The sequence below is a fragment of the Palaeococcus pacificus DY20341 genome, from assembly GCF_000725425.1.
GTDB lineage: Archaea > Methanobacteriota_B > Thermococci > Thermococcales > Thermococcaceae > Palaeococcus > Palaeococcus pacificus.
In genome coordinates, this window is record NZ_CP006019.1 from 1450743 (window position 1) to 1463678 (window position 12936).

14 protein-coding genes are annotated in these 12936 nt (G+C 43.2%); 7 read left to right on the forward strand and 7 right to left on the reverse strand.

Features of this window, described 5'->3' with window-relative positions; genetic code table 11:
* Nucleotides 1–6: 6 nt before the first annotated feature.
* A complete protein-coding gene (locus PAP_RS07885; RefSeq protein WP_048165495.1) occupies nt 7–558 on the reverse strand; it encodes an NUDIX domain-containing protein in 552 nt (183 codons plus the stop codon).
* Nucleotides 559–627: 69 nt separating this feature from the next.
* Here PAP_RS07885 and PAP_RS07890 point away from each other — a divergent pair, with 69 nt between their 5' ends.
* From PAP_RS07890 to PAP_RS07900, 3 genes are read left to right on the forward strand one after another with little or no spacing between them, the layout of a single operon-like run.
* The gene (locus PAP_RS07890) at nt 628–1356 is read left to right on the forward strand and encodes an arginase family protein (RefSeq protein ID WP_048165496.1); all 729 of its coding nucleotides are present in this window, start codon (nt 628–630) and stop codon (nt 1354–1356) included.
* A gap of 2 nt (nt 1357–1358) precedes the next feature.
* Nucleotides 1359–1673: an Sjogren's syndrome/scleroderma autoantigen 1 family protein gene (locus PAP_RS07895; RefSeq protein WP_084177576.1), complete on the forward strand. Its 315-nt coding sequence runs from the start codon at nt 1359–1361 to the stop codon at nt 1671–1673.
* A 2-nt stretch (nt 1674–1675) separates the two neighbouring features.
* The gene (locus PAP_RS07900; protein WP_048165498.1) at nt 1676–1897 is read left to right on the forward strand and encodes a helix-turn-helix domain-containing protein; all 222 of its coding nucleotides are present in this window, start codon (nt 1676–1678) and stop codon (nt 1895–1897) included.
* Between the two features lie 41 nt (nt 1898–1938).
* Here PAP_RS07900 and trmBL2 read toward each other — a convergent pair whose 3' ends face one another.
* On the reverse strand, nt 1939–2733 hold the full coding sequence (gene trmBL2, locus PAP_RS07905; RefSeq protein WP_048165499.1) for an HTH-type transcriptional regulator TrmBL2: 795 nt from the start codon (nt 2731–2733) through the stop codon (nt 1939–1941).
* Between the two features lie 275 nt (nt 2734–3008).
* Nucleotides 3009–6656, reverse strand: coding sequence for a reverse gyrase (rgy, locus tag PAP_RS07910; RefSeq protein WP_048165500.1), 3648 nt, complete (start codon nt 6654–6656; stop codon nt 3009–3011).
* Between the two features lie 106 nt (nt 6657–6762).
* Between rgy and PAP_RS07915 the strand changes: the two genes are divergently transcribed.
* Nucleotides 6763–7656, forward strand: a complete 894-nt coding sequence (locus tag PAP_RS07915; RefSeq protein WP_144368011.1) for a hypothetical protein — start codon at nt 6763–6765, stop codon at nt 7654–7656.
* Nucleotides 7657–7673: 17 nt separating this feature from the next.
* Here the strand turns inward: PAP_RS07915 and PAP_RS07920 are convergent, their stop codons facing one another.
* A complete protein-coding gene (locus PAP_RS07920) occupies nt 7674–8558 on the reverse strand; it encodes a DMT family transporter (protein ID WP_144368012.1) in 885 nt (294 codons plus the stop codon).
* A gap of 100 nt (nt 8559–8658) precedes the next feature.
* Here PAP_RS07920 and folP point away from each other — a divergent pair, with 100 nt between their 5' ends.
* Nucleotides 8659–9483 carry a dihydropteroate synthase gene (gene folP, locus PAP_RS07925; protein WP_048165503.1) on the forward strand — a complete coding sequence of 275 codons (825 nt, stop codon included), beginning with the start codon at nt 8659–8661 and terminating at the stop codon, nt 9481–9483.
* A gap of 66 nt (nt 9484–9549) precedes the next feature.
* Nucleotides 9550–10290, forward strand: a complete 741-nt coding sequence (locus PAP_RS07930; protein ID WP_048165504.1) for a Rossmann-like domain-containing protein — start codon at nt 9550–9552, stop codon at nt 10288–10290.
* Between the two features lie 49 nt (nt 10291–10339).
* Here PAP_RS07930 and PAP_RS07935 read toward each other — a convergent pair whose 3' ends face one another.
* From PAP_RS07935 to PAP_RS07945, 3 genes are read right to left on the reverse strand one after another with little or no spacing between them, the layout of a single operon-like run.
* On the reverse strand, nt 10340–11182 hold the full coding sequence (locus PAP_RS07935) for a M55 family metallopeptidase (RefSeq protein WP_048165505.1): 843 nt from the start codon (nt 11180–11182) through the stop codon (nt 10340–10342).
* 45 nt (nt 11183–11227) lie between these two features.
* On the reverse strand, nt 11228–11992 hold the full coding sequence (locus PAP_RS07940) for a geranylgeranylglyceryl/heptaprenylglyceryl phosphate synthase (protein WP_048165506.1): 765 nt from the start codon (nt 11990–11992) through the stop codon (nt 11228–11230).
* A gap of 29 nt (nt 11993–12021) precedes the next feature.
* Nucleotides 12022–12459, reverse strand: coding sequence for a GIY-YIG nuclease family protein (locus PAP_RS07945; RefSeq protein WP_048165507.1), 438 nt, complete (start codon nt 12457–12459; stop codon nt 12022–12024).
* Nucleotides 12460–12548: 89 nt separating this feature from the next.
* On the opposite strand from PAP_RS07945, the gene PAP_RS07950 reads away from it, so the two are divergent.
* Entirely contained in the window at nt 12549–12935 is a 387-nt protein-coding gene (locus tag PAP_RS07950) for a DUF2095 family protein (protein WP_048165508.1), read from the forward strand.
* The last annotated feature ends 1 nt before the right edge of the window (nt 12936 follow it).

The following is a 12936-nucleotide window of genomic DNA, read 5'->3' on the forward strand; positions in this document are numbered from 1 at the left end:
AAATTTTTATCGAAGCGAACTAATAAGCTTTTTGGCATTGTTCTCTTCAAGAAGTTTTAGAGCATCGTTTATTATCTCTGCATGATCAAAGGCCAAGGGAATTTCTTTAAGCTCCTGAAAAGTGAAGACCCTAGCTTCTTTTGCATCGTCACCGCCTTTTAGCTCTCCTCTTCCCACCGCTAAAAAAGCGGTTGTAACAGTATGTCCTCTTGGATCCCTATGTGGGTCGCTGTATACTCCCACTAGTCCGAGAAGCTCAACATTAAGTCCGGTTTCCTCTTTCGCTTCTCTCACAGCTGCATCTTCCACGCGTTCACCATACTCCACAAATCCGCCAGGCAAAGCCCAATGATCTTTATATGGATAGTTTCTGCGCTTTATAAGCACAATACCCCCATTGTATACTATTACCAAATCTACCGTTAGTCCGATGCATTTGTGAGCCGTAATTTCGACTTCGTCTCCAAAATGTTCCTCCACAAAAGCTCTAACCTCTCTACTAATCTCTTCAATATCGTATCCTTTGGGAACTTTCACCAAGAAGGTGTAGCGCTCCATACAATCACCAATCGAATTTTTTTGCTAAAGTTTAAAAGCTTTTAAAGGGATTTAACATTTGGTGAGAGTATGCCCACATTTGTTCCATTTGGAGAGAAGCCCAACAAAGAAGGAGTGCTTTACGTCCTGAACCTCCTCAAAAAGAACAATTTGTTAGACAGTTACATAATTGTTGAATCAAATAATGTCGAGCTTTTGCCAAATACTCTGCCCAAGGATAAAACATACATCGTGGGAGAGCACCTAGCAACTTATGGAATTATAAAGAAGCTCAGACCTGCGGCTCTAATAAGCATAGATTCTCATACGGATTTGATGCATGATTACCTTGATCATGGTTCATGGCTGGCTTTTTCTCTCGAAGAGAAGATTGTTAATAGAGCTGTGGTTATAGGAGCAACGTTGATGATTCCTTCTACTCCAAGAACTCAGCTCTGGGATAGGAGAGTGAAAATTTTCCCAGCTCTAAATCGGAGCAGAAAAACGAGCAAAGGATGGAAAGGTTATGTAAACCTTCAAACCCACGGAGTCGAGAGAGTGATCAAGGAAACTAAGAAATATTTAGGTAATGAGGTATATTTAACCGTTGATTTAGATGTCTTAAGGCCAGAATACAAGATAGCGCGCTTTCAGCATGGCGAACTCACTTTGGAAGAACTTTTAGAGGTGCTGAGAGCCATAAAAGAAAATTTTGAGATTGTGGCGTTTGACATAGCGGAAATCTCAGACAGGATAAAGAGGTCTCGGTTAGGGAAGAAGGCATTCCTTGAGGTTTACAGAACTCTTACGGAGGAGTGATGATGGCACTCACCAATGAGGAGATTAGAAAAGTAATAACCCCACTACTCCTCTCAGGAGCTAAGATGCTTGATAAGCACTGTCCTAAATGCGGTGCTCCAATGTTTGAGAAAGATGGTCGAGTTTTTTGTCCTCTCTGTGAGTATAGGGAGCAAAAGAAAAGGCAGGAAATGAAGGGTATAGAGGATATTTTAATGAAAAAGATTAGATATTTAGTAAACAATCTTCCGGAGGACTTAGAAGAGCTAGAAAGATACCTCGATATTATAGAAAAGTTAATTAGGATTCTCGAACATTATAAAAAATTGGAGGGGTAGGGATGAAGCATTTGAAAATTTTGGAAGCCTTAAATGAAAAGAATGAGCTCACAGTAGAGGAAATTGCAAAAGAGAGCAACTTAAATTTGGCCGAGACCAAAAAACTGCTGATGAGATTATCTGAGCAGGGTAAGGTCGAGAGCTTTGAGAAGGAAGGCAAAATCTATTGGAAGATTAAAGAGGTTAGTGAAGAAGAGAAAAAACTCAAAAAAGAGTTTTATTAGTTTCATTTTGTGTTTTTAATTTTAATAAAAGAGAAAAAAGATCACGCTTTCTTAGCCTTCTCCCAGTATTCGTTGAATTTGCCCTTGAACAGCTTAACAACCCTGTGGTCCTTAATCCAAATTTGGGTCTCATAGTTGAAGTATCTAGCTGCTAAGTCCTCGAGGGCAAAGAACACTTCTTCGTCGCAGATGAGCATTGGGAGTTCCATCTTATCAACGGCCTTGAGCTCAATTTTGCCTTCTCTATAGAGTGCCATCAACTTGCTTGTTTGTAACCTCTGTAGAACGGCATTTGTAACGACTATCTTCAGGCTAACCCCATTTTCGACGGCCTTAACAAGATCGTTCTCCAAGTTGATTGCTATAAATCCATCATCAGCCAACAGGATTTCTTTTTCAACAGCCTCAAGCATTTCCTTGGTCTTTAGGGTTGAGTTTCTAATGCCCCTAACTACCCAAACCCTCTCAACGCCATACTTTGGAATCTCTGTCTCAATGAGTGGTGTCATGAGCTCAATAAGCTCTTCTTTGGCCTTTCTCTTAGCCTCAAGCTCATCTTTAATGCGTTCTTGCCACTCTTCGATAAACTTCTCGAGAATGTTTGTTGGGTGAACTGGCCTGTATTTGTTGACCTTTCCGGGCTGGCTTATGGCGAAGCCTTTCTTTTCCAAACTCCTTAGAACGTCGTATGTTCTTGGAGCTGGAACCTCAGAAACGCTTGCTAGCTCAGCAGGGGTCAAAACACCAAAGGCCACCAATGCAACGTATGCTCTGGCTTCGTATAAGTTTAGTTCAAAATGTTCTTGTAAAAGTTCTACCATTCTATCTTTTGCCATTTTTACCACCACCAAATTTCTGTCAATATTTCAGGCAAAGTAATATATAAAAGTTTCTACACCTCTGGTAGTTGCTGAAGTTATTCAACACCCGGAGTTTTACATAACTAAACCAAGTTTGAGGCTATGTGCACTGTCATGCAATAGTATTACTATTATGCAATTTAAGCTTTATGGTGCGTTATCTCAAACTCCCCTAGTGAAAACATAAATTACTATTATAAAACAAAGGATAAAAAGAACTTCAATAAATGCACTTTTGCCTGTATCTTTTATCACAAAACGTAACGTCTGAGTTCATTGTACATTTCACTTAATGCCTCTTGGTAGTTTACCTCTCCATGTTCAATCCTGTCCATCACTGCCTCAAGCTCTCTCGTTTTTTCTTCGTTGACCAACTCCCGATACTTGCTTAGGAGATAGTGGTACACCTTAATTCCCTGCTCCGTTGGGACAAGCCTCTTTTTACCCTTTGTTTCGATAACGTAGTACCTCGACAGCAGGGTCTGCACTATCTTGGCGTATGTTGAGGGCCTTCCAATCTTGCGCTCTTTCATCATTGCTATGATGTCTCCTTGAGTATAGAGCTGGACTTTAGGAGATCTCCACTTTTTGACCTCTTTCACTTTGAGTTTTTCTCCTTTTTCAAGCTTTGGAATCTTCCACATTGGAAGAGGCTTTATTTTGCTCCAGCCGTCGTGGATAACCTCAACGTAGCCTTCAACATTTGACTTTCCAATGACAGCATCTATAACAGCTTTTTCATAGAGAACTTTCGCAGGCTTCATTTGGCTTGCCATGAAGCGCCTAAATATCAAATCGTACAGCCTGAAGTGATTTCTCGTGAGCGGCTTCGCGAGCATTATGATGCCATCTTTTACAAGCTGAATTAAACGCCCAGTATCTATCGGTCTTGTGGGTCTAATACACTCATGGGTTCCCTCTTCACCCCAAGAACGCGGTTTAAAGTAGTCCTCTCCAATTTCCTCGCTTATATACTCCTTTGCTATGCCAATCCCAGCACTGCTCACATGGGTTGAATCTGTTCTCATATAAGTGATTAAACCCAATTCGAAGAGGTCTTGTGCCAATTTCATCGTTTGAGGTGCCGAAAACTTTAGAAAGCGTGAAGCATCTTGGAGCATAGTATCAGTAGTGTATGGTGGATAGGGGTTGACTTCCCTCTCCTCAAGTTCTACTTCTTCAACAACTACTTCCTCAACGCCCTCCTTAACGCCTTCTAAGAGAACATTTAGGTCGTTCTCCAATATTAATGCCACAAAGTCCGTTTTACTCTCATTGAACTCCTTGTACCTCTGAATTATCCATCCCAAAACTGGAGTTTGAACCCTACCTGCGGAGAGGTTGTGGTTCTCAAAGACCTCTTGGAGCTTCTTGCTGAGCTCAAAGCCTATCCATCTATCCTCTATGCGCCTAACAAGCTGGGCATTTACCCTAAACTCGTTCACATCCCTCGCGTTCTCTATGGCCTTTAAAATGGCCGGCCTCGTAACTTCGTGGAACTCTATCCTCTTGATGTTTGGCGTGTAAGGAGAGAGGACGTTTCTAATATCCCACGCTATTTTTTCTCCTTCCACATCCGGGTCTGTACCTATCAAGACCTCGTCGACCTCTTGGGCTATCTCACGCATTGCTTTAACGTTTGTCAGTGCGTCTCTAACATTTTTAGAGCCGCATCTTGGGCAAACTCCCCTTTCCTCCCAATCAACGAACTGGTGCCCACAGTCTCTGCAGCGCTTGATTGTGTCATAAATTGGAATGAAGAATAATTTTCCATTACATTCTTTCACTTCAACTCCATGATACCCTTCAATCGTCGTTAAGTCAAACATGTGCCCTCCACTTGCTAAAATCGTGAGCATTCTATCTCCTATGCTTATCTCATAAGCCACTAAGTCACCAATTCTTCTCTTGCTCGGCTGTCCGAAGAAGTTCGCTATCGTACGTGCTTTGTTTGGTGATTCTACAATCATTAATGCAGATTTAACTAAATCCGGCGTTTCTTGTGCAAACCTACCTTCAATAACACCTTTAACTTTCTCCCTATCTTGGTCGATTTTCTCAAGTATTTCGTCCAAGTTCACCTGTTCTAAAGCCTTCCACTCAAACTCGGGGAAGCGCCACCTCAGCTGGCGTTTCATTCCGTTGAAAACTTTCACATTGTCCACAATCGTTAAAGCCAAACCCTTTGTTATTCCTCCCGCAAACAGACGTGAAGTTCTTCCGCTTGCTTGGAGGTATGTTTTAACATCAGGGATTTCAATGTAGAGCTTCTCTCCTTCTTTTTTCAAACTAATAAATGGGTCTTCTTCGATCCTTCTAATAACGTCCTCCTTTTTGAGAACTTTTCTCAAAAACTCCACCGCTTGCTTAAAGACATCCAAAACATGATTGGGGTATCCTTCTAAGGGCAGACCCTCTGCCAGAGCTTCTTCTATCTTGAGTATCTCATATTGGGGCACTGTTTGAATTAGGCGCCTAAGCCTCGCATGGATCTTCTCTCCCTCACGCCTATCCTCATCATCTAAAAATTCAAATATCTCACTCATTAAACCGAGGACGCGGTATATTGTAGGCTGCTCCAAATCCATGCTGAACTTAAACTTTGGAAGGCCGGTGAAAATAGCATACCTTATGATGTGCGGCAGATCAAGTCCTCTAACTATCGAACCATAATAACTAGCCATTCCTACGAGTATATCCACTTCTCCCTGCTCAAACTTTTCCAGACCTTTTTTATTTCTCGCTGAGATTAGCTCAACGTTAAAGCCTTTCTCTTTGAGCTTTAAAGTAAGCTCTTCAGCAAAAGCTATGCCCTGGTCAATGGGAACAAATATAAGACCACCATTTCCTAGCTTTGGCAAAAGCTCCTCTAGGTGTTCTTCAACACTCTTTGAGGGTAATAAATAAACGTCTTCAACGTTTCTCAGCACACTTCTACCACTCCCAACTTCAAAGCCTAAAAGTTCTCTATAGAGCTTAATCCTGTCTCCCCTTCCCCTACCAGTGGCAGAAGCTATGATGATTGATCCTATGCCTGTCTTCTTAATGAACTCCCCTATTTCTTTTTCGCGCTTTGCAATCTCTTCATTGATCCTCTTAAGCTCCTCTTGCTTTTCTTCACTTTGCCGTCCTCCAAGGAGCTTTCCTATTTGCCTCCTAAGCCTTATGAGCTCCCAAGCCTTGTTTATAGCTTCTTCCGTAAATCCTAAGAGATAGAGGGAGCGGTCTATGTTCTTAGAAGCCTTTAGAAAAGCATCAACATCATCAACGAAAATAAAGTCGAACTTCTTACTTTGGAGCATCTCGAATTTTCTCGCCAAAAACTGGGCAGAAGTTATGAGTATATCAAACTCCCCTTTTTCAATCTTCTCTTTCATGGATTCCTTTTCCTTTTTCTTAAGTTCACTGTGATAGTAAGCTAAGTCCACATCAATTCCAGCGTTTTTAGCAAAAGCCTGCACTTTTTTTATTGTTTGCTTTACGAGAGGAGTAGTAGGGAGGACGATATAGCTCTTTTTGCCTTTTGATGCATAGTAAACCGCCATGAACGATCCAAAAACACTCTTTCCCATTCCAGTAGGAGCTATGATAGAAAAGCTCTTTCCTTTTATTAAACGCCTCACCCACGCCTTTTGAGCGCTCCAGAAGTTATAACCCGTGGCTTTTTTAAAAAGCTCTTCAACGTTTCTAAGCTCGCTTTCCACTTGATAAAGTCTCTCCCACTCTTTCAGAGTTCCTTTTAATTTTAATCCCTCTCGAATTCCCATTAACAGCTGAAAATAAGTATCAGTTTTGAGTTTCTCATCCAAACAGTTCTCGCAGGGGTGTTTAATAACTAAGCGCTCATCACTTATTCTCCCTTCGCAGTTGGGGCACATTTCTCTATAAACGGCCTTCATTTTTCTCACCCGCCAATTTTTAGTTAAGCCTTTTTTGTCTTTATAAATCCTACTTGAACAGGGACTTCCAAAAAAGCTTTTAAACTTAGATATTTTACTAATTGTGGTGGTGTTGATGGGTGCGATAGATGCTTTCGGAAAGACAATAGATTTTATTGCAAAGAATCCTAAAATTTTGGTAATACCTCTAATATTTGCCTTCTTGATAGCACCTATAAATGCTTACATACTCAAGGATGTTCCATTAATGATGCCTCAAGAATTGCAGACTTTTGAGAAGGAAGGAAGCGTCATAATAGAGGAGCATGGAATGACTATGGATATGGAAGGAATGATGGATCTTATAAGAAAAGCATCTATAAGTGCACTAATAGAGCTCGTTCTAATGAGCATAGCATTATATGCCCTCGCAAAAGGAGCTTTCTTAGTGGTGAACGGGAGTGAGTTTACATTAAGTGCGCTTTTAACTGAAGGGACTAAAAAGATGCCTGCAGTCGTTTTGATCAGAATCGTGATGAACCTCTTCGGAGCCTTGCTAGCTCTTGTATTCCTCTCTCCAGGAATAATCCTCATAGGGGCTGGAGTTTTGGGAACTCCTGCATTGATTGGCTTAGGCGCTCTCGTGATAGTAGTGCTCTCAATCCCTGTTCTAGGCTACATATTTACGATAATATCAACGGCTGTCCCAGCTTACGTTGTTGGAGAAGATATAAGCTCAGCATTTAGTGTCATTGGATTAGCCTGGAAGAAAAAACTATCCTCAATTGGCTTTGGACTGCTGTTGGCTTTAGCTATCGTCTTGATTTCCATTATTCCGGCATCATTTGGAGGAATTGCATTCCTTGGAAGCTCAGGATTCGCGCCCCAACTAGTTCTGCAACTTTTAAGTGCCCCATTCCAAGCACTTTCAATTGCACTCCAAGCTATTGGTGGATTCATGTTCTACAGCGAGCTCACTAAAGTTGAAGAACCGCTTGAAGAGTTTGATTTGGAGTTTTAATTGTCTCTTTCTCCACTTTAGCAATTCTCTTTTTTGATGTTCGGGTATAACTGCACTAAGAGAACTCCGCAAAAGACAATACCTAGTCCCACAACCTTGTGGAAAGTTAACCTCTCGCCTAGGAAAGTATAGGCCAACAATGTTATTTGTATCAGCATTGTGTTTTGGAGTATTGACTGCTCATAAGCTTTGAGAACCTTTAGAGCGTGGTTCCAGAGAACAAAGGCTAATGCAGTGTTTATAATAGCCAAAAACACTATTATGCTCCACGCTTTAAGAGAGGGCAAGACAAGATTACCACTCAAGCCCGCTACTCCGAAGAGTATTGCGGCTCCAAACACCATGGACCAAGAAGTCAGTGCTATGACGTTTTCCTCGCTTCGTTTTAGATAATAGCGCATGATGACCATATAGCTCGCCCACCCAACCCCCGAGACGAGAGTTACAACGATGCCGATGACTTCGTCAAATACTAAAGTGCTCTCACTAAAGAACACTCCAACTCCAGTCAGAACGGCAACTATTCCCAACAGCTGGACAGGAGAAGGAACCTCTCTAAGAAAGACTACGCTTAAAAATACAACAAATAGGGGAGTTAAGTTGAGGAGAAAAGTTACAGTGATAGCGGGCAGATAGGAAAGCCCCACGAATTGCAGACCTTGGGCTACGGTGTAGCCTGTGAAACCAAGAAGGATGACCCACAATATTTGCTTTGATGTAATTCTTACTTCCTTATACTTCAGAAGGACGAAGAGCACTAAAATCGCGGAGCCTAAAAGGTATCTATACGCGGCAAATGATAGGGGGTTAACTTCTTTGAGCCCTATTTTAATCAGAACGTATGAAGTGGACCATAAAAATGTCACCAACAGTGCTTCGAGTAGTGCATGTGCTCTTCTCATAGAAATAAATTGATCCAGGAATTTAAAAGCGTTTCTTGAGCTAAAAGGCAACTCAAAAAACTTATCAACGTTTTTGCACTATAGCACAGTGGTGATGCTTATGCGCTTTGCAGGTGTTGACCTAAGCAAGCCAAAAGTCATGGGAGTGATAAATGTTTCACCAGAGAGCTTCTTTAAAGGAAGCGTTAAGCAAAGTGAAGAAGAGCTCATCCAAACAGTTCTAAAGATGGTTGAAGATGGGGCATCCTTCATAGATGTTGGTGCAAAATCAACGGCACCATACTTGGAGACTCAAATTCCAGTTGAAGAGGAAGTTAGGAGGGCAGTTTGGGCGATTAAAACAATCAGGGAGCACGTTGATGTGCCAATAAGTATCGACACCACGAGCGCGAGGGTAGCGGAAGAAGCGTTAAAAGCTGGGGCAGACATAATAAACGACGTGAGTGGCCTAAAAGGCGATGAGAACATGGCTAAAGTAGCTAAGGAGTACGACGTTCCCGTAATAGTCTGCGCCCATAAGAAAGTTGGAGACTTCAAAGACCCTGTCCATGAAGTTATAAAAGCCCTCGAAGAAAGCCTCCAGATTGCATACAAACACGGCATTGAGAAAGAGAAAATCGCCATAGACCCAGCGATAGGCTTTTTAAGGCCGAACTGGCCGCCCTGGTATGAGTGGGACTCCAAAGTTCTGGCAAACCTGAACCTCTTAAAGGTCTTTGGACTGCCGATTTTAGTGGGCGTCTCAAGGAAGTCGTTCATTGGGGCAATCACCGGAAGAAAAGACCCAATGGAAAGGCTTGCAGGAAGCTTAGCGGCAACTGCAATAGCCGTTTGGAACGGCGCACACATAATAAGGACTCACGATGTTAGGGAGACTGTGGATGCTGTTAAGATGGCCGCGTTTATGAGAACGTTTAACCCCTGAACCTCTTGCTTTTTATATTATGATAAGGCTTAAGAATTCTCACAGCTACTTAGCAAGGGGATGCTTATGCTGTTCAAAGACATCAAAAGAAAGGCATTAAAGATGATACACGAGGATTTCCGTGTTTTAGACTTCTCCTTTGGCCTCCCATACACTTACGTGGTCATTGAAGGTGAGCGCGGGAAAGCTTTGGGAGTTATGATGACTCTCCCAGAGGAAATTCAGCTCTTCAGAAACTCTATCGAAGAGATAAGCGTCGAGGCATTCATAGAAAAGGCCGATAGCTTAAACATAATTGAGAGAACCTTAGCATTAGCAGCGATAAACGCGGTTTCACAGTACTATATTGACTTAAGCGGCGCTGAGGAAAAAGACGTGCTTGAGCTTTTAAACGGGGGGATAGAGCGAGTAGCAGTAATAGGAAACATGCCCCCAATAGTTAAAGCTTTGAAGGAGCAAGAGTTTGAGGTTTACGTCTTTGAGCGCAATCCAAAGATAAGTGATAGAGAGACCTTCAGCGATTCTCTCGAGTACGTCCTTCTCCCCCAAATGGACGCTGTAATAGTGAGTGGTTCCTCCTTAGCTAACGGCACGCTTGAGATGATTCTGGAGCGCTCTAAAAATGCAGAGCTAATAGCTTTGACGGGGCCGAGCGCCCAAGTGCATCCAGAGCTCATTAGAGGAACAGGGGTTACGCACTTAGCCTCGATGAAAGTTTTGGACGTAGAAAAAGCTCTAATAAAGCTCAAACTCGGATGCTTCAGGGGCTTTGAAAAAGCAAACAGGAAGTACACGATAAAAATTTAATGCTGAATGGCTCGTCACAAGAAAATAGAGGAGAGAGGCACACCAAGGCTCAGCGCATCACTACCGCCCTTACTCCTGCAGACGCTAGAACCAGCAGCTCAAAGACTTTGTACGCTTCCACTACATCTCTTGCTTCAAACTCCACCGTTTTTCCATCGATTCTTTTCACGGATGGCAAAAGCTCAGCTGTTTCTGCCATTTCACTTCCAAGGAACCTGAGCTCGACTTTTACCGGGCTGCTCGTCTTTAAAGGTCTGGCTTCTCCAGCCTTAAGCTTCTCAACAGCGCGCTTAACTCCATCTTTAAGCTCATTTTCAAGCTTCGCTAAGCTCGGGCTCCTCGCAGAATATCTCGAAAATGCCCTTTTGAGAGGAATGCCCTCTACCCAAGGAGCGAACTTTTTAACATCATCCTCAATTAGCTTGGCATCTCCAGCAACTAGAATCACGGGAACGTTGTAGTGGCCTGCAACATAAGAGTTTAGCAGGAATTCACTCACTGGAACGCTGTTTATTTTTAAGGAATCAACAGTTGCCCCGCTGTAAGTGTGGTCAAATGTAGAGCTTGGAGTGCCCGCTTTTGAGTGGTAGCCCAAGAAAAGTACTGCATCCGCCTCTTCAACCCCAGCAACCATGCTAACGGGCCTTGGGAATCCCCTAATGAGCTCCACATAAGGGGGAAGCTCGTCCACGAGGAGGTTAACCATTGGGCCGTGGCTGTCTGCAATGAGAATTTCATCAAAGCCGTTTTCATAGAGCTCCTCTACGACGGCGAGGGTTATTTTCGTGGCTATTTTGCGGGCCTCGTTGTAGAGGGCACCTTTAACAAATAGGTGCTCTCTGCTGACCACAAAGGGCATACCTTCTAAATCAACGGATATAAACGCCTTCATAGAACCACCACTATAAATTTGACAAAAGAAGTTTAAAAATTTGAGCTAAGGCTTAACTTCCTTCACACCTTTGATTATGCTCCTCAAACGCTTCTCGGCCTCTTCCAATGAGCCAGCCTTTTCTATGGCCGTGCCCGTCACAATTATATCGGCGCCGGCCATTGCTACTTCTTTTGCATCCTCGTAGCTCCTAATGCCGCCGCCGACTATTAAAGGAACATCGAGAACGCTCTTCACTATTTTAACCATCTCGTTGGGCACATGGCTTGGCGCTCCGCTTCCCGCTTCGAGGTAAACGAGGCGCATTCCCAAGTACTGGCCGGCCAAAGCGTAAGCCGCTGCAATCTTTGGCTTGTGCCTTGGAATTGGCTTAGCATCTCCAACCCAGCCAACGGTTTCCCCGGGCTCAACTATGAGGTAGGCCATTGGGATTGGCTCCAGCCCATAGAGCTTAACCCTAAACGCCCCGAGGGCTTGAGCTCCCGTAATGAAGAATGGGTTTGTGGAGTTGAGCAAACTCATAAAGAAGAGCGCGTCAGCGTATTTGCTTAACCCCCCGTGAGAGCCCGGGAAGAGTATTGTGGGCAAATTGGAGCTCTCCTTTATTGCCTTAACGACATTGTCGAGAACTTCTCCTTCAGCTCCCGTAGAGCCTCCGATCATTATAGCATCAACACCAAGTTCTTCACTCATTTTAGCCAGCTTTGATGCTAATTCAGGTGAGACATCATCTGGATCAAGAAGGACGAAGTGTAATTTTTCCTTCTCAATCTTTTCATGAATGTAAGACTCAACTTTTCCGATTTTCATAAGACACACCTCAATTCTTCCATTTACTTCTAAGTTTCCATAATATCTCCCTCACTTTTAACCCTTTTCCACCTCAAGCCGAGATTACTCAAAAGGTTCTCCAATTTTTTCTCTGGATTAGCTTCGCCAAAGTAGTATAAGTTTGTATGCACCCCCTTCAAGTCGCTCGCCCCAAAACCCTCTATCTCATCGCCAAACTTGGCCACATCTCTTGAAAGCTTCTCTTCCAAGCGCTCTTCACTTGGGATTAGGTAGGCCTCTAAGAGCTCAGCTTCTTTTAGGAGAAAGTCAACGTGCCAGTGGAGCTTTTTATCTTTGCGGAAATGTCGAGCGACGCGCTTTTCGAGTGAGTTCATAGCGGAGCCAACATAGACATAATAACCCCTGTTAAGTTTGAAGCTTTTTTTCTTAGTCTGCACTAACTTATCCCTCTCCAGCCAAATCACGAGAAAGTAAGAGCCTTTCATAAATTAAGCTCTGTGTTGAGGCTTTAATTCTTTCGGAATGCTACATTTTATAAACCCGCATGCAAACGCCTATGATGAGGTGCATATTTATGGATGATAAGGACGAAAGGAAAGAGAGAAGGCCTGTCGATGAGTTCCCCTGGCAGGAGTATGATAAAGAGGTGTTTGAGAAGGAATACCCTGCACTGGCGAGAGAGCTTGGAGGAGAAGGAATTAGGATTGAGAGCTACCGCGAAGATGAGGCCGAAGTTGGAGAGCTGGAGGATTTTTCCGGTTACAGCCCCACAGTAATTGACTTCTTAAGAAGATGCGAGACGGATGATGAAGCTTTAGAGATTATAAACTGGTTGGAGGAGAGGGGCGAGATAACCCACAAAATGGCCAAAGAGCTCAGAATTCAGCTCGTTAAAAAGGGCGTAAGAAGCTTCGGCTCCAAAAAGGAGTGGGGCTGGTACGAGAAGCACGGAAAGCATTAAG